We start from the raw sequence: 16530 nt of genomic DNA on the forward strand, positions 1-16530 counted from the left end.
TGCTCGCGACAATTTCATGGTCTCGCGCGGGCCGCATCATGCCGTGGCCCGGCGCCTCACAGCGCCGGCTGGAACGTCTCCGCCCGCGCCATCCGCCAGGCGTCGCGGAAGCGCGGGTCCTCCGTGCCTTCGAGCAATTCTCCCGGACGCAGCGCCGGATAGAGCTGCGCGAAAGATTGCACCTGGGTCGTCGACCTGCGTTGGCTGAAGTGGATCGGGCGCAGCTGCTGGGGATGTTCGAGGCCGGCCGCGGCGATCAGCTCGGTCAGCGAATGCAGCGTGGCATGGTGGTAATTGTGCACGCGGTCGATCTTGAGCGGCACGTAGAGCGCGCGCGCCCGCGTCGGGTCCTGCGTCGCGACACCGGTCGGGCAGCGGTCGGTGTGGCAGCTCAGCGACTGGATGCAGCCGAGCGAGAACATGAAGCCGCGCGCCGAATTGCACCAGTCGGCGCCGATCGCCATCGCCCGCGCCATGTCGAACGCGGTGGCGATCTTGCCGGAGGCGCCGAGCTTGATGCGGTCGCGCGCATTGATGCCGATCAGCGCGTTGTGCACGAAATTGACGTCCTCGCGCATCGGCATGCCGAGATGGTCCATGAACTCCAGCGGCGCCGCGCCGGTGCCGCCCTCGTTGCCGTCGACGACGATGAAATCGGGATAGATGCCGGTCTCCAGCATCGCCTTGCAGATCGCCAGGAATTCCCAGGGATGACCGATGCACAGCTTGAAGCCGGCCGGCTTGCCACCGGAGAGGCGGCGCATCTCAGCGATGAACTGCATCATGCCAACGGGCGTCGAGAAGGCGCGGTGCGAGGCCGGCGAGATGCAGTCCTCGCCCATGGACACACCGCGGATCTTGGAAATCTCCTCCGAGACCTTCGCCGCTGGCAGCACGCCGCCATGGCCGGGCTTGGCACCCTGGCTGATCTTGAGCTCGACCATCTTGATCTGGTCCTGGCCGGCGACGCGCGCGAACGCTTCGGGATCGAACGAGCCGTCGAGATGGCGGCAGCCGAAATAGCCGGAGCCAATCTCCCAGATGATGTCGCCGCCCATCTCTGCGTGATAGGGGCTGAAGCCGCCCTCGCCGGTGTCATGGGCAAAGCCGCCCTTCTTCGCGCCGGCATTGAGCGCACGCACCGCGTTCGGGCTGAGCGCGCCAAAGCTCATCGCCGAGATGTTGAACACCGAGGCCGAGTAGGGCTTCTTGCAGTCCGGTCCGCCGACGACGACGCGAAACTTCTCCTCGGCATGCGCCTTCGGCGACACCGAGTGATGCATCCACTCATAGCCCTCGCGGTAGACGTCCTCCTGGGTGCCGAACGGACGCTTGTCGAGCTGCATCTTGGCGCGCTGATAGACCACCGCGCGGGTGTCGCGCGAGAACGGCATGCCGTCCTTCTCGCTCTCGAAGAAATACTGCCGCATCTCGGGGCGTATCTCTTCGAGCAGGAAGCGGATATGCGCCGAGATCGGGTAGTTGCGCAGCACCGCATGGCTCTTCTGGAGCAGGTCGCGGACGCCGAGCAGCGTCAGGGCGCCGAAGATCAGGATCGGGATCAGCAGGATGTCGAAGATCTTGCGGTCGGCGATGCCGAAGCCGATCAGGAGCGCGGTGACGACCGCGCAGATCGTCAGCACTATGAAGCGCGGCGAGAATGGCATCAGCAGGGTTTCCATGGCCCCCTCTTCCAACGGCCCACGCTTCGATTTTGGCGCTTTGCTATTTTCGTCGGCCACGATTCCCATCCTCTCGCCAGCTTGAGGCGGTACGATACGCCCGCGCCTGTCATACGGATATGACGCGGCCCTTGTTTCAGGCTAGCGAATTCCGCCGCCGCAGATCAATCCGCCGAGAGGTTAGGCTTTTGCAGTGCAGCAGAGGGAGTGGGGATGGGAATAGTGGGGCGGCCGGGCAAGGTGCTTTACCCACCGCCGTCGTCCTGGCGAAAGCCAGGACCCATTACCCCTAAACGGGGTTGCGCGAAGACTGACAACGACCAGCCTTCGCCAAACTTGACTCGGTGGGTATGGGTCCTGGCTTTCGCCAGGACGACACCGAGAGGATAAACGAGCGGTGCTTACCGCTCGACGAACGCCTTCTCGATCACGAAATGGCCGGGCTTGTTGCCGCTTCCCTCGATGAAGTCGCGGCCTTCGAACATCACCTTCAGCTCTTCCAGCATCGCCGGGCTGCCGCACATCATGATGCGGTCGGTTGCGATGTCGAGCGGGCCCTGTCCGATGTCGTTGAAGATCTGCTCGGAGCTGATGAGGTCGGTGATGCGGCCCCGATTGCGGAACGGCTCGCGGGTCACGGTCGGATAATAGACCAGCTTGTCCGCGAGCAGCTCGCCGAACAGCTCGTCCTCGCGCAGATTGGCGACGAGCTTCTCGCCGTAAGCGAGCTCGGAGACCTGGCGGCAGCCATGCACCAGCACGATGGTCTCGAACTGCTCGTAGACATCGGGGTCCTTGATCAGGCTCGCGAACGGCGCGAGGCCCGTGCCGGTCGAGAGCAGCATCAGCCGCTTACCCGGGATGAGGTTGTCGGTGATCAGCGTGCCGGTCGCCTTGCGGCCGACCAGGATGGTGTCGCCCTCCTTGATCTTCTGGAGGCGCGAGGTGAGCGGACCGTCCTGAACCTTGATCGAGAAGAACTCGAGCTCTTCCTCGTGGTTGGCGCTCGCCATGCTGTAGGCGCGCAGCAGCGGACGGCCGTCGACCTCGAGGCCGATCATCGCGAACTGGCCGTTCTGGAAGCGGAAGCCGGTATCGCGCGTGGCGCGGAAGCTGAACAGCGTGTCGGTCCAGTGCTGGACGGAAAGAACCTTCTCTCGGTAAAACGCGCTCATGATTTTCGATATTCCGAATAATTGCGGTTTTAGGGCAAAAGCGTTGCCCGGCCCTGAAAGCGGGGCGGACACCATTGCCATGGCGGAGGATTTCGCGTGTGTGATCTACGCCATTGAGACCAATAATCAACCTCGTTTCGGATGCAATTGATGCCGATCAAACCGGCATTTGCGGTGGAATTGGCCGCATCATTAATGAATCTGCTGCGTGGCACGCACAGAGGGCAATTTCTTTTCCCTTTCGGGCTCGATGGCAGCACTTAATTTCCGTCGCGCTCGCGAGAATTTCATTAAGAATAGCTCTGATCTTCACCCCGGCTTGGCGCCGATGCCCGCATTTTTGCGGCTTTTGGCGACAGGAATGACTGAGACCCATGGCCAGCAGCGAACGCATCTTCGTCCAGGCGATCAGGCGCTATTGCGCCCGACATGGCATTGCCGTCGACATCCGCGCCGGTGGCTGGCTGATCGCGATGCGCCGGGGCGAGGCGCGCCACTTCGCCTTCGGCTACGACATCGGCCTCAACAGCGCCATCGCGCATCGCCTCGCCAACGACAAATCGGCGACCGCCGAGGCGCTGTCGCTTGAAGCCGTGCCCTGCATTCCTCATCATCTCTTCCTCAACCCGAGCATGGGCGCGCATGTCGCCGGCCCTGGTTGGCGTGAAGCGATGCTGGCGCTGCTTGCGCAGCACCCGCAAGGTGTGGTGGTGAAGCCGAACGAGGGCACGTCTGGACGCGCGGTGTTCAAGGTGAAGAGCGCTGCCGAGCTCGATCGCGCCGTCAGCGAGGTTTTTTCGTCGGGCCTCGGCCTCGTGATCGCGCCTTATGTCGAGATCGAGGAGGAGGTCCGCGTGATCCTGCTCGATCGCAAGCCGATGATCGTCTACCGCAAGGACCGGCCGTCGGTCGTCGGCGACGGAGAGCATACGTTGCGCGAGCTCGCGATCGCGGCGGGACACGACAGGCAGCTCCGCGAGCTCGAAGCGCGCGAGGTGAATGCGGTCGTCCCGAACGGCAAGCGGCGCATCCTGAACTGGCGGCACAATCTCGACGCCGGCGCGCGGCCGGTGCTGATGGAGAATGGCGAGGTGCGCGCGGCATGCGTGAAGCTCGCCGTCGACGCCGCCAACGCCATCGGCATCGCCTTCGCCTCGATCGACGTGGTGCGCGTGGATGGCGCCTGGCGCGTGCTCGAGATCAATTCCGGCGTGATGATGGAGGCGCTGGCGAAGCTCCATCCGGAGCTGGTGCAGGAGACGTACGACGCGGCGCTGGACCGGGTGTTTGGGAAGAGATAGCAGCCGCGAGCTCGCTGCGCCCTCTCCCCTTGTGGGAGAGGGTGGCTCATCGCGTAGCGGTGAGACGGGTGAGGGGTCTCTCTCCGCGCGTGAAACTCTTGCGTCTGAATTTGCGGAGACAACCCCTCATCCGGCGCTTCGCGCCACCTTCTCCCACAAGGGGAGAAGGGAAGGCAGCGAGCCTGCGGCACGGCGCGATCACTAATTATTCGCGCTCGCCGAATCATCCATCGCCTTGAAGGCTTCCTCGAGTTGCAGCGAGATCGGCACGTTGAGCCGTTCGCCGGTCGGAAGCCTGGCGGTGAACCATTTGTTGTAGAGCGGGACGAGGTCGCGGTTGGAGCCGAGCTTGCGGAAGGTGCGCTCGACCACGGCCGACAATTGCGGCTCGCCTTTCCTGAACATGATGCCGTAGGGGTCGTAGGACAGATAGTCGCCGGTGACGCGGTACTTGTCCTGCGCCTTGTGGCGCGCGATCAGGCCGGAGAGCAGGATGTCGTCGGTCGCGAACGCATCCGCCTTGCCGTCCGCGAGCATCTGGAACGATTGCTCGTGATCGGCGCCGACGGCGATGGTCAGCCCCAGCGAGGATTTCTTGTCGGCCGCCTGGATCGCCTGCTCATTGGTGGTGCCCTTCGTCACCACGATGGTCTTGCCCTTCAGGTCGGTCAGCGACTGGACGCTGGACGCCTTCGGCACCATCAGCTTGGTACCGGCGACGAACATCAAGGGGGAGAACGCGACGCGCTTGGCGCGCTCGGCATTGGCCGTGGTCGAGCCGCACTCCAGGTCGATCTTGTTCTGGAGCACCGCTTCGATGCGGTCGTCCGAGGTGACCTTGACGTAGTCGATCTTGAGATTGGGATCGTCGACCTCGACGCCGATCTCCTCGACGATGGCCTCGCAGAGTTCGAGGCTGTAGCCGATCGGGCGGCCCGACTGGTCGAGGAAGGAGAACGGCGGCGAGCTCTCGCGATAGCCGAGCCGCACGACATGCGCCTTCTTGATGGCCGACAGCGTCGGGCTGAGCCCTTCGCTCCCGGTCTGGGCGAGTGCTGTGGTCGCGAGCAACGATGCCGCGAGCCAGAGGCAGCCGCCGATCACTGACCTTGTCAGTGTCTGGCCCATGGTGTGCTCCTAACCATGGCCGGCCATGGCGGGCACTTCGCCCGGCACCATGTCATCAGGAACGGCGTCGCCCGGTCCCATCGCATGCTCGGGCCCAAGCTCGCCTTCCCACTTCGCGACGACCGAGGTCGCGAGCGTGTTGCCGATCACGTTGGTCGCGCTGCGGCCCATGTCGAGGAAGGTGTCGATGCCCATGATCATGAGCAGGCCGGCCTCGGGGATGTTGAACTGCGCCAGCGTCGAGGCGATCACGACGAGGGAGGCGCGCGGCACGCCGGCGACGCCCTTCGAGGTGATCATCAGCGTCGCCAGCATCGCGAGCTGCGTGCCGAGCGGCATGTCGATGTGGTAGCTCTGCGCGATGAAGATGCTCGCGAAGGTGCAGTACATCATCGTGCCGTCGAGGTTGAAGGAATAACCGAGCGGCAGCACGAAGCTCGAGATCCGCGACGAGGCGCCGAAGCGGTTGAGGCCCTCCAGCGTCTTCGGATAGGCCGCTTCCGAGCTCGCGGTCGAGAACGCGATCATCAGCGGCTCGCGGATCAGCTTCAGCAGGTGGCTGTAGCGCGGCCCGATCACCATGAAGCCCACGATCACCAGGATCGTCCACAGGAGCGCCAGCGAGAGATAGAAGCCGCCCATGAACACGACGAGCTTCCAGAGCACCAGCAGGCCGTTCTTGGCCACCGTCGCCGTGATGGCGGCCCACACCGCGAGCGGCGCGAACAGCATCACATAGCTCGTCACCTTGAGCATGATGTGGCCGATATCGTCGATCAGCGCCAGGATCGGCTTGGAGCGCTCCGGCATCGCGCCCATCGCCACCGAGAAGAACACGGCGAAGATCACGATCTGGAGGATCTCGTTCTGCGCCATCGCGTCCGCGATCGAGGTCGGGATCAGATGGGTCAGGAATTTCTCGATCGAGAAGGCCGAGACCGGCAGGCCGGTCGATTGGCCTGCCGCAGGCAGCGTGCCGGGGAAGTTGGCGCCGGGCTGAAGCAGATTGACCATGATCAGGCCGAGCATCAGCGAGACGAAGGAGGCGCTGATGAACCACCCCATGGTCTTGGCGAAGATGCGGCCGAGCTTGGCGCCCGAGCCCATATGGGCGATGCCGCCGACCAGGGTCGCAAACACCAGCGGCGCGATGATCATCTTGATCAGGCGCAGGAACATCATGGCGATCAGGTTGATGGACGAGGCCCAGTCGGCGCGCGTATCGGGCAGGAAGTTGTAGATCGCCGAGCCCATGATGATGCCCAGCACCATCGCGCCCAAGATGTATTGCGTAAACCTGTTCGACATTGCTTACCCCCACGTACACCGGCGCTTCATGATGTCGCAGATATGACGGCTGCGCAACTCGCTTGGCGGGTGGCCGCGTTGGCCGGATGTTCCCGTTGTGAAACGGCCCCCCGCGATCTAGCCTTCATGCAGCGCACAACGAATGCGCCTGCACGTTTTCTTTGCGGCAGCTGCATCAATAATCGTCAAACAAACGGAGAGGGAAACGCCATGAGCGGCAGCATCAATCGCCAGATTCTTCTGGTCGAAAAACCCAGCGGCAAGCTCGGCCCTGAACATTTCAAGATGGTCGATGGCGCGATGCCGGAGCCGAAGGACGGCGAGGCTTTGCTGCGCGTGCGTTACATCTCGCTCGACGCCGCCAACCGCGCCTGGATGCATGGCGCGACCTATCGTTCAGCCGTCGAAGCGAACAGCGTGATGGCCGGCGGCGGCATCGCCGAGGTCGTCAGCTCGAAGGCGCCGGGGTTGGCTGCCGGCGACATCGTGTTCGGCGACACCGGCTGGCAGGAGTTTGCCGCAGTGCCGGCAAAGCATCTCACCAAGATGCCGAAGCTGGAACCGATGACGCATCTGCTCAGCGTGTTCGGCATCGCCGGCCTCACCGCCTATTTCGGCCTGCTGGAGGTCGGCAAGCCCAAAGAGGGCGAGACCGTCGTGGTCTCCGCGGCGGCCGGCTCGGTCGGCTCGATCGTCGGGCAGATCGCCAAGATCAAGGGATGTCGCGTCATCGGCATCGCCGGCGGCGCCGACAAGTGCAACTGGCTGACCTCCGAGCTCGGCTTCGATGCCGCCGTCGACTACAAGGACGGCGCGGTGTTCAAGGCCGTGCGCGCGTCCGCGCCAAAGGGCATCGACGTCTATTTCGACAATGTCGGCGGCGACATTCTGGAAGCCTGCCTGCCGCAGATGAACAATTACGGCCGCATCGCCTGCTGCGGCGCGATCTCGCAATATGACGGTGCGCCTGCCGCGCACGGTCCGCGCGGCGTACCCGGCCTGATCGTGGTGAAGCGGCTCGTCATGCAGGGCTTCATCGTGATGGACTACATGAAGGACAGCCAGCGCGCGCTCGCCGAGCTCCAGGGCTGGGTCAAATCCGGCAAGCTGAAGGTGCAGGAGGACATCATCGACGGATTGGAGAACACGCCGAAAGCGCTGATCGGATTGCTCGCGGGCGAGAACCGCGGCAAGCGCATGGTCAAGCTCTGACGACGTATTGCTTGAGCATGATCTCCGCGCAAACGCGTTCCGCGTCTGTCGCGAGGGAAAACCACTGCACACTTTGCGCTGACGCGGCCCTTCGGGTCCGGATCATGCTCTAGTTACGTCGCAATTGCGCCGGCATTATCCACTTGCGGTAGAGGCCAAAGCATCCAAAGATACCGCGCGCGAGGCATCACTCGCGACGATTGCGCTTGAATCACATTTGAAAATCGTCGGCGCTACCGACAGGGCGGGAATTCACTCAGATGTTCAACACGTTGAAACATGCATCAACGCGCACGGCGTTGCTCGCGGCCGTGCTCTTCGCAACTGCAACAGGCGCGTTCGCGCAAGCGCCGACCGACGCGCAGAAGAGCGCGATCCGGTCCGCATGCCGCTCGGACTTCATGGCGCACTGCTCGAGCGTCACGCCCGGCGGCGTGGAGGCGTATCAATGTCTGGCGAAGAACATGTCGAGCCTGTCACCTGGATGCCAGACCGCGGTTCGCGCGGTCGAGCCCGCTGCGGCTCCGAAGACCGAAGCCGCGCCGGCCGCACCAAAGACCGAAGCTGCGCCCAAGACCGAGTCCAGGACGGAAACGGCGCCTGCGGCGCCGAAGGCTGAATCGGCGCCCGCCGAAAAGCCCGCCGCCGCACCAGCGCCGAAGGCAGCTGCCGCCAAGCAACCGAGCAGCGCCCAGGTTGCTGCGGTCAAGAGCGCGTGCCGCGCCGACTATCCCAAGGTCTGCGCTAGCGTGCCGCCGGGCGGTGCGCCCGCGCTCGAATGCCTTGAGAAGAACAAGGCAAAGGTTTCGCCCGCCTGCGAGAAGGCCCTGGGCGCCGCGGCCGGCGGCGGCGCGGCAGCAACGGCAGCGCCTGCGGGCGCAGCCCCTGCGGCGGCGGCAGCACCGGCGGCCGCGCCAGCCGTGATCGTTCTGCGCCCGCTGCGGCCGCGCGAAGAGCTGTTCATCGTCCGATCGGCCTGCGGCGCCGACATCCGCACGCTGTGCGCCGGCGTCGCGCCCGGCGGCGGCCGCATCGTGCAATGCATCGCCAGCAATGCCGCGTCGCTGTCGCCCGCGTGCAAGGACGTGCTGGCGCCGTTCGCGGCGCGATAAGGCAGCGCACGGCGACGCGCCGGAGTGCACGACACCGATCGGCGGCATGCGCGAATGAATTCTCGCACGCCTGCCGCGATCAACCTTTGCGGATATCGATTTCGATCACGACAAGACCGGGAGGACAACATGCGTTCATTGCTGCTGGTTGCTTCTGCACTCCTCGCCTTCGGGGCGACCATGACGTTCGAGGCCACCGACGCCAACGCGGTGGTGTGCGCCCGCGGCGTCTATCGCGCCGGCTGCGCCGGGCCGAACGCGGCCGTCGTGGTCCGCAAGCCGGTTCCGGTGGTCCGCTGTACCAGGGTGCTGGTGGACGGGGTCTACGTGAAGCGTTGCGTCTGATCGCCGGGTGGCCAAGAGGGCGCGCTTTGGCTATGGTTCGCTCCTGACGGTTTCGGACACGCGCAAGACGCAGGTCCGGAAGCGAGCTTTGGCGCGCCGCGCTTGGCCGATAATTCTGCTGGCGCGGGAGGCCGGAGCACATTAGTCTACCCCTAGATAGTAAGTATACTGTCAATTAGGGAGGCAGACGTTGCGGATCGCCGTGATTGGCGGGGGGCCCGGCGGGCTCTACTTCGCCTATCTCTGGAAGAAGCGTCATCCCGAGGATCAAGTCGACCTGTTCGAACAGAACCCGGCCGACGCGACCTGGGGTTTTGGCGTGGTGTTCTCCGACCAGGCCCTGGAGTTCCTGCGCGCCGACGACCCCGAGACGGTCGATGCGATCGCGCCGCATATGGAGAGCTGGGAGAACATCACGCTCAACCTGCAGGGCGGCAGCGTCGCCATCGACGGGGTCGGCTTCTCCTCGATCGGGCGGCTCGAGCTCTTGCAGTTCCTTCAGCAGCGCGCGCTCGATGTCGGGGTCACGCCGCGCTTCGACACGCAAATTCACGGGATCGACCAGCTCAACGGCCACGATCTGATCGTCGCCGCCGACGGCTTGAACTCGCTGGTGCGCCGCGCTTACGAGGGCGATTTCGGCACCTCGCTGTCCTACTCCTCCAACAAGTTCGTCTGGTACGGCACCTCGAAGCGCTTCGACACGCTGTCACAGACTTTTGTGAAGACCGACCGCGGCGCCTTCAACGCCCATCACTACCGCTATTCGCCGACCATGAGCACCTTCCTGGTCGAGTGCGACCACGCCACCTGGCAGGCCTATGGCTTCGCCTACAAGGACGTCGAACAGTCCAAGGGCGTCTGCGAGGAGGTGTTCGCCGACACGCTCGGCGGCCACTGCCTCGTCTCCAACAAATCGGTGTGGCGCAATTTTCCCTGGGTCTGGAACGAGCACTGGTCGTTCAAGAATATGGTGCTGATCGGCGACGCGCTGCACTCGGCGCATTTCTCGATCGGCTCCGGCACGCGGCTCGCGATCGAGGACGCGATCGCGCTGGTCAAGGCGCTGGAATCCGATGCGCATCTGAACACCGCATTGCTTCGCTACCAGGCCGCGCGCAAACCGGTCGTGCAGAAGCTCGTCGACGCCGCACGAACCAGCGCCTCCTGGTACGAGAACTTTGCCCAGCACATGCAGCTCGACCTGATGGATTTTGCTTACAGCTACATCACCCGCTCCGGCCGCATCGACGATTCCCGGCTGCGGGCCATGTCGCCGGCCTTCATGGCGCGTTACGAGGCCGCCAAGAACGGTGGGGATGCGGCCAGTGAGGCTACCGCATGAGCAGTGAGATTTGCGACCAGGTGCCCGCGGACAGCGCGGGCGCACGCGAGATCGGCTTTGCCGTTCCGGAAATCTACAACGCCAGCCGCGTGCTGTTCGACAATCTCGGCAAGGGATATGGCGACAAGCTCGCGCTGATTGGTCCGGCGGGCACGCGCACATATGCCGAGCTCTGCGCGGAGGCTTGCCGCTGGGGCAACGGCTTCATCTCGCTCGGCCTGAAACGCGGCGATCGCGTGCTGCTGTTCCTCGACGATACGCCGGCTTATCCCGCCGCCTTCTTCGGCGCCGTGCGTGCCGGCTTCGTGCCGCTCCTGATCAACACGCTGACGCCGCCGGATCTGTTGCAATTCTATCTCGCCGATTCCGGCGCGACCGTCGCGGTGGCCGAGTCCGAATTCTGCGCGCGCTTCAATGCAGAGGCGTGCAAGGACACGAGCCTGCGTACGCTGATCGTCGTCAATGGCGAAATGGGCGAGCGTGCTGCGCCTGCGGCGGTCGCGGCGGCAAGCTGGCTTGCGCAATTCCCGGCCGAGCTTGCGGAAGCGGACACCCATCGCAACGAGATGGCGTTCTGGATGTACTCGTCCGGCTCGACCGGCCGGCCCAAGGGCATCGTGCACCTCCAGCACGACATGACCTATAGCGAGCTGGCCTTCGCGCAGAATGTGTTGAAGCTGACGCCTGACGACATCTGCTTCTCGGTGCCGAAGATCTTCTTTGCCTACGGGTTCGGCAACTCCGTCACCTTCCCGTTCTCGGTCGGCGCGGCGACGCTGCTGCTGCCGGGACAGCCGAAGCCGGCGACGATCTTCGCGGCGATCGAGCAATACAGGCCGACCGTCTTCTTCGGCCTGCCGACGCTTTACACCTCGCTGACCAAGGCCGAGGGCGCGCAACAGACGAACTTCTCGTCGCTGCGCATGGCGCTCTCCGCAGCCGAAGTGCTCTCGGCCGAAGTCTTCAACGGCTGGAAGGCGCTCACGGGGCTCGAAATCGTCGAAGGCCTCGGCTCGACCGAGGTGCTGCACATCTATCTCTCCAACCGTCCCGAACGGAAGAAGCTCGGCGCCGCGGGTCTGCGCGTGCCCGGCTACGAGGTCGCGCTGCGCGACAAGGACGGAAGCGAGGTCGGCGACGGCGAGGAAGGCATCTTGTGGGTGCGCGGCGATTCCAACACGCCGCTGTACTGGAATCGGCCGGACAAGTCCGCCGAGACCATCCGCGAGGGCGGGTGGATCTACACCGGCGACCGCTTCGTCCGCGATGCCGACGGCTTCCACTTCTTCCGCGGCCGCGCCGACGATCTCATCAAGATCTCCGGCCAGTGGGTCTATCCGCTCGAGGTCGAGCTCTGCCTCGCCGATCACCCCGACATCCGCGAATGCGCGGTGTTCGCCGCCGAGCTGCCGGACCGTCGCATGACGCTGAAGGCGGTGGTGGTGATGAACAGCCGCACCACCGACCAAGGCGAAGCGACGCGGCGGCTACAGGATTACGTGAAGGGCAAGCTCTTGCCCTACAAATATCCGCGCGAGGTGATCTTCATCGACGAACTGCCGAAGACGGGGACGGGGAAGATCGACCGGCAGGCGTTGCTGCGGATGTGAGGCCGACGGCGCTGCCACACATTCGCTGTCGTCCCGGCAAACCCTCGCCTCACCCGCCCTTCCCCAGATGCTCCAGCGCGTCCTCGGCCCGCAGCGGCACCCGCGAGACTTCGTTGTTGAGATCGACGAGCTGCACCAGAAGTCCCATCAGCGCCTTGCGCTCAGTGGGCTTCAGCGGCTCCAGCATGCGCGCCTGGGCGCGTTCGACGGCGGGAATGATCTCGCGCAGGATCGCGGCGCCTGATTTGGTCAGGTAGAGCAGCTTGATCCGCTTGTCCTCGGGCGCGGGCTTGCGCTCGATATAGTCCTTGGCCTGAAGCCGTTCGATCACGCTGCCGAGGGTGGAGCGGTCGAACGCGATCACCGCCGACAGCCGCGTCGCATCGATGCCGGGATGGGTGTGGATCGCGATCAGCGCCCCATACTGCACCGGCGTGAGATCGAACGCCTTGCACTCCTCCATGAAGATCGAGACCGCGATCTGCTGCATGCGCCGGAACAGATAGCCCGGCGCGGCATAGACCGCGTCCATCGTGATCGGGGGAGGAGGCTTACTCGGCATCGGGCTGCTTCTCCGGTGCGGCATCGGCGAACGCCGGCAGCGCCTTGGCGGCAGCCTCCGCCTTCAGCAGGCGCGGATAGGCCGAGACGTCGACGCCGAAGCGGCGCGCGTTGGCAAGCTGCGGCACGAGGCAGAGATCGGCGAGCGTCGGCGCATCGCCGAAGCAGAACGGGCCCGGCTCGTCCCTGATCAGCGTTTCGCACGCCGACAGTCCCTCGCGGTTGACCCAGGCGGCCCAGTCCTGGACCTTCTCCTCCGCAAGCCCGAGCTCGCGCAGCCGCGCCAGCACCTTCAGGTTCTGCACCGGATGGGTGTCGCAGGCGATCGCCAGCGCAAATGCCCTCACCTTGGCGCGTCGCAGCGGATCCTTCGGCAGCAGCGGTGGATTGGGGTGCGTCTCGTCGAGCCATTCGATGATCGCGACCGATTGGGTCAGCACCGCACCGCCATCGTTCTCCAGCGCCGGCACCAGCCCTTGCGGATTGATGGCGAGATAGGCGGGCGCGCATTGCTCGCCCTTGCGAAGATGATGCGGCAGATGCTCGGCGCCGAGGCCCTTCAGATTCAGCGCGATCCGCACTCGGTAGGCGGCGCTGGAGCGGAAATAGCCGTGCAGCTTCATCGAAACCCTCCCTTTTGTTTTGTCATTCCGGGGCGATGCGTCAGCATCGAACCCGGAATCTCGAGATTCCGGGTTCGGCTCTTCGAGCCGCCCCGGAATGACCTTCCCCCTGCGTTGACGCTACCTAGATCGTCAGTATACTGTCAATCAACAAAACGACGGGAGCCGCACCATGGAAGCCGTGACCAAGACGCCGGAACGCGAGGCGTTCTACAAGAAGATCGACGGCGAAAATCTCACCGCGCTGTGGACGGTGATGGGCGATCTGATCACGCCGGAGCCGAAGAGCGCCTGCCGGCCGCACCTCTGGAAATTCGACGTCATCCGCGACTACATGCGTGAAGCCGGCAAGCTGATCACGGCCAAGGAGGCCGAGCGCCGCGTGCTGGTGCTGGAGAACCCGGGCCTGCGCGGGCAATCAAAAATCACGACCTCGCTCTATGCCGGCGTACAGATGGTGGTGCCCGGAGACGTCGCTCCCGCGCATCGGCACAGCCAGTCGGCGCTGCGCTTCGTGCTCGAAGGCAAGGGCGCCCACACCGCCGTCGACGGTGAGCGCACCGCGATGGAGCCCGGCGATTTCATCATCACGCCGTCGATGACCTGGCACGATCATTCCAACGAGACTGACGAGCCGATGTTCTGGCTCGACGGCCTCGATATCCCGCTGGTGCAGTTCTTCGACTGCTCCTTTGCGGAAGGCTCGAAGGAGGACCAGCAGAGGATCACGAAGCCCGCCGGCGACAGCTTTGCGCGCTATGGCCACAATCTGCTGCCGGTCGACGTGAAGCGGAGCTCGAAGACCTCGCCGATCTTCAGCTATCCCTATGCCTATACCCGCGAGGCGCTGGAGAAGGCTCGCGCGAGCCAGGAATGGGACGCCTGTCATGGGCTGAAGCTGAAGTTCAGCAATCCCGAGACCGGCGACTTTGCGATGCCGACCATCGGCACCTTCATCCAGTTGCTGCCGAAGGGGTTCAAGACTGCGCGATACCGCTCCACCGATGCGACGGTGTTCTGCCCGATCGAAGGCCGCGGCCGCAGCCGCATCGGCGATGCCGTTTTCGAATGGGGCCCGCGCGACCTGTTCGTGGTGCCGAGCTGGCACTGGGTGACGCACGAGGCCGACGACGACGCCGTGCTGTTCAGCTTCTCGGATCGGCCCGTGCAGCAGAAGCTCGACCTGTTTCGCGAGGATCGGGGGAATGCGTAAGGCGGGGTGCTATAGCCTTACATTCGGTGTCGTCCCGGCGAAGGCCGGGACCCATACCGCGTGATCTATCGACGGCAGGTGGTGTGAGTACCAGCGAAGAGTAACTACCAGTCTTCGCCAAACTTCTCCCTGGGGTTATGGGTCCCGGCCTTCGCCGGGACGACAATGGAGGTTTTGGCGCGCGTCTCCATCCACATCGTCGCTGCGCTCGCAATGACGGAGTATGTCTCACCGCCAGTGCAGCAACCGCGTCTCCAGCAGATTGATCACCTTGCCCACCGCGAGGCCAAACACCGACAGGATCACCACGCCCGCGAGCAGCTGATCCGTCTGCATCAGATTGCCGGCCTGGAGCACGAAGGCGCCGATGCCGTATTGCGCGCCGATCATCTCGGCGCTGACGACGAGCAGCAGCGCCACCGAGGCGGTGATGCGGAAGCCGGCGAGGATCGCCGGCAGCGCGCCCGGCCAGATCACCTTGCGCACAATGGTGGCGAAGGGCACGTTGAAGCTCTGCGCCATGCGGATCAGGTTGCGCGGCACCGCATCGACGCCGCTATAGACCGAGATCGCGGTCGAGAAGAACACACCCAAGGCAATGGTCGTGATCTTCGGCTCTTCGCCGATGCCGAGCCAGAGGATCAACAGCGGCAGCAGTGCGATCTTCGGGATAGGGAACAGCGCCGAGATGAAGGTGATGCCGACGCTGCGCGCGAGCCGCGACAGGCCAATGGCAAAGCCGACGGCGACGCCGGCCGCCGTTCCCAGCAGCCAGCCGACACCGATGCGCAGCAGCGAGGCCGAGAGGTGCTGCCAGAGCGCGCCTGACATCGCGAGCTCGTAGATCGCGCGCACGATCGCCAACGGCGCCGGCAGGAACAGCGGATTGACGAGACCGGCGCTCCCGGCCGCCTGCCAGATCGCGATGACGAGGGCGAGCGCGATCCAGCCGCCGAAGCGGCTACTCGCCGGCACGAAGCCCGCGCCGCGAAAGCGGACGCGACGGGTCGCCTCGCTCTTGACAGGTGTCTCCGCCACCGGCGCGCGATCAAGCATGCTGGACCTCGCGCTCGGCATCGATCGCCTCTTGGCGGATCAGCGACCAGATCTGGTTCTGAAGCAACAGCAGCTTTTCGCGCGCCGCGGTTTCGCCGCGCTCGGCGCGCGTCATCGGCACGGTGACGACCTCGCGGATCCGCCCGGGCCGGCGCGACAGCACCACGATGCGGTCGGCGAGCCGCGCCGCCTCTTCGAGATTGTGCGTGACATAGACCGCGCCCATGCCGCCGTCGGCGAGAAGGCGGACGAAGTCCTCCATCAACAACTCGCGGGTCTGCGAATCCAGCGCCGAGAGCGGCTCGTCCATCAGCAGGATGGCAGGCCTGACCGCCAGCGCCCGCGAAATCCCGACGCGCTGGCGCATGCCGCCGGAGAGCTGCTTTGGATAGGTCTTGCGAAAATCGGTCAGGCCGGTGCGGCGCAGCGCATCCTCGACCAGCGCGCGGCGCTGCGCCGCCGAGAGCTGGGCGTGCAGCAGCGGGAATTCAACGTTCTCCTCGACCGTCGCCCAGGGCAGCAACGCAAAATCCTGGAACACGAAGGTGAGCGGATTGAGACTGTCCGCCGGCGGCGCCCCGCGCAGCTCTGGCGCGCCGGAGGTCGGCTGCAACAGCCCGCCGAGGATCGACAGCAGCGTGCTCTTGCCGCAGCCGGAAGGACCGACGATCGCGACCACCTCGCCGGCGCTGACGGTGAAGGAGACGTCGTCGAGCACGGCGAGGTCGCCGAAGCGGTGGGTGATGTGGTTGGCGATCAGGTCCATGCTGTCTCGTCTATCCGGTTCTCCGTCGTTCCGGGATGATCCGAAGGATCAGACCCGGAACCTCGAGATTCCGGGTTCGATGCTTCGCATCGC

The 16530-nt window shown here is 64.8% G+C and carries 16 protein-coding genes; 8 read left to right on the plus strand and 8 right to left on the minus strand.

The genetic code is table 11. From position 1 onward, the window contains the following. Positions 1–56 precede the first annotated feature (56 nt). Positions 57–1682, minus strand: coding sequence for an FMN-binding glutamate synthase family protein (locus ACE10W_RS39310; RefSeq protein ID WP_375762486.1), 1626 nt, complete (start codon positions 1680–1682; stop codon positions 57–59). A 401-nt stretch (positions 1683–2083) separates the two neighbouring features. After that, the gene (locus ACE10W_RS39315; RefSeq protein WP_028175111.1) at positions 2084–2857 is read right to left on the minus strand and encodes a ferredoxin--NADP reductase; all 774 of its coding nucleotides are present in this window, start codon (positions 2855–2857) and stop codon (positions 2084–2086) included. Here ACE10W_RS39315 and ACE10W_RS39320 point away from each other — a divergent pair. Both ACE10W_RS39320 and ACE10W_RS39325 read left to right on the plus strand, forming a co-directional pair. Next, positions 2856–3008 carry a hypothetical protein gene (locus ACE10W_RS39320; RefSeq protein WP_156149860.1) on the plus strand — a complete coding sequence of 51 codons (153 nt, stop codon included), beginning with the start codon at positions 2856–2858 and terminating at the stop codon, positions 3006–3008. The genes ACE10W_RS39315 and ACE10W_RS39320 overlap by 2 nt on opposite strands. A gap of 223 nt (positions 3009–3231) precedes the next feature. Further along, positions 3232–4158 carry a RimK family alpha-L-glutamate ligase gene (locus ACE10W_RS39325; RefSeq protein ID WP_304549229.1) on the plus strand — a complete coding sequence of 309 codons (927 nt, stop codon included), beginning with the start codon at positions 3232–3234 and terminating at the stop codon, positions 4156–4158. Positions 4159–4359: 201 nt separating this feature from the next. Here the strand turns inward: ACE10W_RS39325 and ACE10W_RS39330 are convergent, their stop codons facing one another. Then, entirely contained in the window at positions 4360–5286 is a 927-nt protein-coding gene (locus ACE10W_RS39330) for an amino acid ABC transporter substrate-binding protein (protein ID WP_304549231.1), read from the minus strand. A gap of 9 nt (positions 5287–5295) precedes the next feature. Continuing rightward, entirely contained in the window at positions 5296–6594 is a 1299-nt protein-coding gene (locus tag ACE10W_RS39335; RefSeq protein ID WP_304549232.1) for a dicarboxylate/amino acid:cation symporter, read from the minus strand. A gap of 210 nt (positions 6595–6804) precedes the next feature. Between ACE10W_RS39335 and ACE10W_RS39340 the strand changes: the two genes are divergently transcribed. From ACE10W_RS39340 to ACE10W_RS39360, 5 genes are all read left to right on the plus strand, one after another. Further along, positions 6805–7806, plus strand: coding sequence for an NADP-dependent oxidoreductase (locus ACE10W_RS39340; RefSeq protein ID WP_304549234.1), 1002 nt, complete (start codon positions 6805–6807; stop codon positions 7804–7806). A gap of 260 nt (positions 7807–8066) precedes the next feature. Further along, the gene (locus tag ACE10W_RS39345) at positions 8067–8918 is read left to right on the plus strand and encodes a cysteine rich repeat-containing protein (RefSeq protein WP_304549236.1); all 852 of its coding nucleotides are present in this window, start codon (positions 8067–8069) and stop codon (positions 8916–8918) included. Between the two features lie 129 nt (positions 8919–9047). Next, positions 9048–9263, plus strand: coding sequence for a hypothetical protein (locus tag ACE10W_RS39350; RefSeq protein ID WP_038966627.1), 216 nt, complete (start codon positions 9048–9050; stop codon positions 9261–9263). A 190-nt stretch (positions 9264–9453) separates the two neighbouring features. Beyond that, positions 9454–10608: an FAD-dependent monooxygenase gene (locus ACE10W_RS39355; RefSeq protein ID WP_028175116.1), complete on the plus strand. Its 1155-nt coding sequence runs from the start codon at positions 9454–9456 to the stop codon at positions 10606–10608. Further along, on the plus strand, positions 10605–12218 hold the full coding sequence (locus tag ACE10W_RS39360; RefSeq protein ID WP_304549238.1) for a benzoate-CoA ligase family protein: 1614 nt from the start codon (positions 10605–10607) through the stop codon (positions 12216–12218). Before ACE10W_RS39355 ends, ACE10W_RS39360 begins: the two co-directional genes overlap by 4 nt. Positions 12219–12267: 49 nt before the next feature. Here ACE10W_RS39360 and ACE10W_RS39365 read toward each other — a convergent pair whose 3' ends face one another. Continuing rightward, entirely contained in the window at positions 12268–12780 is a 513-nt protein-coding gene (locus ACE10W_RS39365; RefSeq protein ID WP_027545167.1) for a MarR family winged helix-turn-helix transcriptional regulator, read from the minus strand. Next, a complete protein-coding gene (gene maiA, locus ACE10W_RS39370) occupies positions 12770–13402 on the minus strand; it encodes a maleylacetoacetate isomerase (RefSeq protein ID WP_011082941.1) in 633 nt (210 codons plus the stop codon). Before maiA ends, ACE10W_RS39365 begins: the two co-directional genes overlap by 11 nt. A gap of 172 nt (positions 13403–13574) precedes the next feature. Between maiA and gtdA the strand changes: the two genes are divergently transcribed. Further along, positions 13575–14615, plus strand: a complete 1041-nt coding sequence (gene gtdA / locus ACE10W_RS39375) for a gentisate 1,2-dioxygenase (protein WP_011082942.1) — start codon at positions 13575–13577, stop codon at positions 14613–14615. A gap of 228 nt (positions 14616–14843) precedes the next feature. On the opposite strand, the gene ACE10W_RS39380 is transcribed toward gtdA, so the two are convergent. Further along, entirely contained in the window at positions 14844–15671 is an 828-nt protein-coding gene (locus tag ACE10W_RS39380) for an ABC transporter permease (RefSeq protein ID WP_375762487.1), read from the minus strand. Continuing rightward, the gene (locus tag ACE10W_RS39385) at positions 15664–16437 is read right to left on the minus strand and encodes an ABC transporter ATP-binding protein (RefSeq protein WP_375762488.1); all 774 of its coding nucleotides are present in this window, start codon (positions 16435–16437) and stop codon (positions 15664–15666) included. The genes ACE10W_RS39380 and ACE10W_RS39385 overlap by 8 nt, the downstream gene beginning before the upstream one ends. Positions 16438–16530: the final 93 nt, after the last annotated feature.

It is taken from the genome of Bradyrhizobium sp. B025 (assembly GCF_042257955.1).
Lineage (GTDB): Bacteria > Pseudomonadota > Alphaproteobacteria > Rhizobiales > Xanthobacteraceae > Bradyrhizobium > Bradyrhizobium diazoefficiens.

Coding starts and splice junctions, on each gene's coding strand:
- gtdA (WP_011082942.1), top strand. CDS start 13,575: ATGGAAGCCGTGACCAAGACGCCGGAACGCGAGGCGTTCTACAAGAAG.
- ACE10W_RS39360 (WP_304549238.1), top strand. CDS start 10,605: ATGAGCAGTGAGATTTGCGACCAGGTGCCCGCGGACAGCGCGGGCGCA.
- ACE10W_RS39350 (WP_038966627.1), top strand. CDS start 9,048: ATGCGTTCATTGCTGCTGGTTGCTTCTGCACTCCTCGCCTTCGGGGCG.
- maiA (WP_011082941.1), bottom strand. CDS start 13,402: ATGAAGCTGCACGGCTATTTCCGCTCCAGCGCCGCCTACCGAGTGCGG.
- ACE10W_RS39315 (WP_028175111.1), bottom strand. CDS start 2,857: ATGAGCGCGTTTTACCGAGAGAAGGTTCTTTCCGTCCAGCACTGGACC.
- ACE10W_RS39320 (WP_156149860.1), top strand. CDS start 2,856: ATGATTTTCGATATTCCGAATAATTGCGGTTTTAGGGCAAAAGCGTTG.
- ACE10W_RS39310 (WP_375762486.1), bottom strand. CDS start 1,682: ATGGAAACCCTGCTGATGCCATTCTCGCCGCGCTTCATAGTGCTGACG.
- ACE10W_RS39380 (WP_375762487.1), bottom strand. CDS start 15,671: ATGCTTGATCGCGCGCCGGTGGCGGAGACACCTGTCAAGAGCGAGGCG.
- ACE10W_RS39325 (WP_304549229.1), top strand. CDS start 3,232: ATGGCCAGCAGCGAACGCATCTTCGTCCAGGCGATCAGGCGCTATTGC.
- ACE10W_RS39345 (WP_304549236.1), top strand. CDS start 8,067: ATGTTCAACACGTTGAAACATGCATCAACGCGCACGGCGTTGCTCGCG.
- ACE10W_RS39330 (WP_304549231.1), bottom strand. CDS start 5,286: ATGGGCCAGACACTGACAAGGTCAGTGATCGGCGGCTGCCTCTGGCTC.
- ACE10W_RS39365 (WP_027545167.1), bottom strand. CDS start 12,780: ATGCCGAGTAAGCCTCCTCCCCCGATCACGATGGACGCGGTCTATGCC.
- ACE10W_RS39335 (WP_304549232.1), bottom strand. CDS start 6,594: ATGTCGAACAGGTTTACGCAATACATCTTGGGCGCGATGGTGCTGGGC.
- ACE10W_RS39385 (WP_375762488.1), bottom strand. CDS start 16,437: ATGGACCTGATCGCCAACCACATCACCCACCGCTTCGGCGACCTCGCC.
- ACE10W_RS39340 (WP_304549234.1), top strand. CDS start 6,805: ATGAGCGGCAGCATCAATCGCCAGATTCTTCTGGTCGAAAAACCCAGC.